Genomic DNA, 758 nt, shown 5'->3' with positions numbered 1-758 from the left:
TTCCATTCACTCTGTGTGGATGTAAATCTGCTAGCGCGGGATCATTTCGATAATGATCAAAGGCTTCTTTAGTTTCCCATTCAACCAATATCATCGCCGTGCGCGGAGAGATATCGCCCTGTATAGATTCACGAAATTTTCCGAGCGAGACAACACGCCCACCATGCGACTGAATCTCTTTCGCTGATCGTCGCGCGTAGGCTTTGTATTCAGAGGCATCTTTAATATTGAAAAGGTTGAGTGCATAAACCGGCATACGTATCACGTCCTACTATTTGTTTTGGCTTAGTGTATTGCAAACTCAACTAAGCATCTCTACTTGATTAGCGTTTTGAGAAACGTTCAAACCTCAGATAAATCGTGGCGTCAAGCACATACTCCATAGAACACCTATTCGTTCAAATTAACCAGAAAAGTCCTGCAAAGCAGTTTGGAGCAATCTAGGGTAAACATAGGTCTCTGATAACTAGGAAGAAGTATGCAAGTAGTATTCAAAATGTTCGTCGCTTCATTGGCATTCGCCATCATCACAGGCTGCGCAACGCGCGATGCTTACATGGGTGAAGAAAAAACCTCTAACGCAACATTAGGTAGTGTCATTGGTGCGGTGAGTGGTGCAGTCATCGGCGCTGCGACGTCTAGCAAAGGTGATAGAAAGAAAGGCATTTTAATTGGGGCAACTGCTGGGGCTTTAGCCGGAGGTGGTGCCGGTTATTATATGGATCAGCAAGAAGAACAATTGCGCAAAAAACTCGAAC

Annotated in this window: 2 protein-coding genes; one reads left to right on the top strand and one right to left on the bottom strand. The window is 44.6% G+C overall.

Features of this window, described 5'->3' with window-relative positions:
• Positions 1-256, bottom strand: a 256-nt coding sequence (locus tag A3739_RS03195; RefSeq protein ID WP_068500277.1) for a DUF1330 domain-containing protein, incomplete at its 3' end; no start/stop codon positions are given.
• A 222-nt stretch (positions 257-478) separates the two neighbouring features.
• Between A3739_RS03195 and A3739_RS03190 the strand changes: the two genes are divergently transcribed.
• Positions 479-758: glycine zipper domain-containing protein (locus A3739_RS03190; RefSeq protein ID WP_231876989.1), on the top strand; the 280-nt coding region annotated here is incomplete at its 3' end.

This window comes from Oleiphilus sp. HI0067, assembly GCF_001635735.1.
Note: the sequence above shows the minus strand (reverse complement) of the source record. Positions and strands in the feature narration are given on the sequence as shown.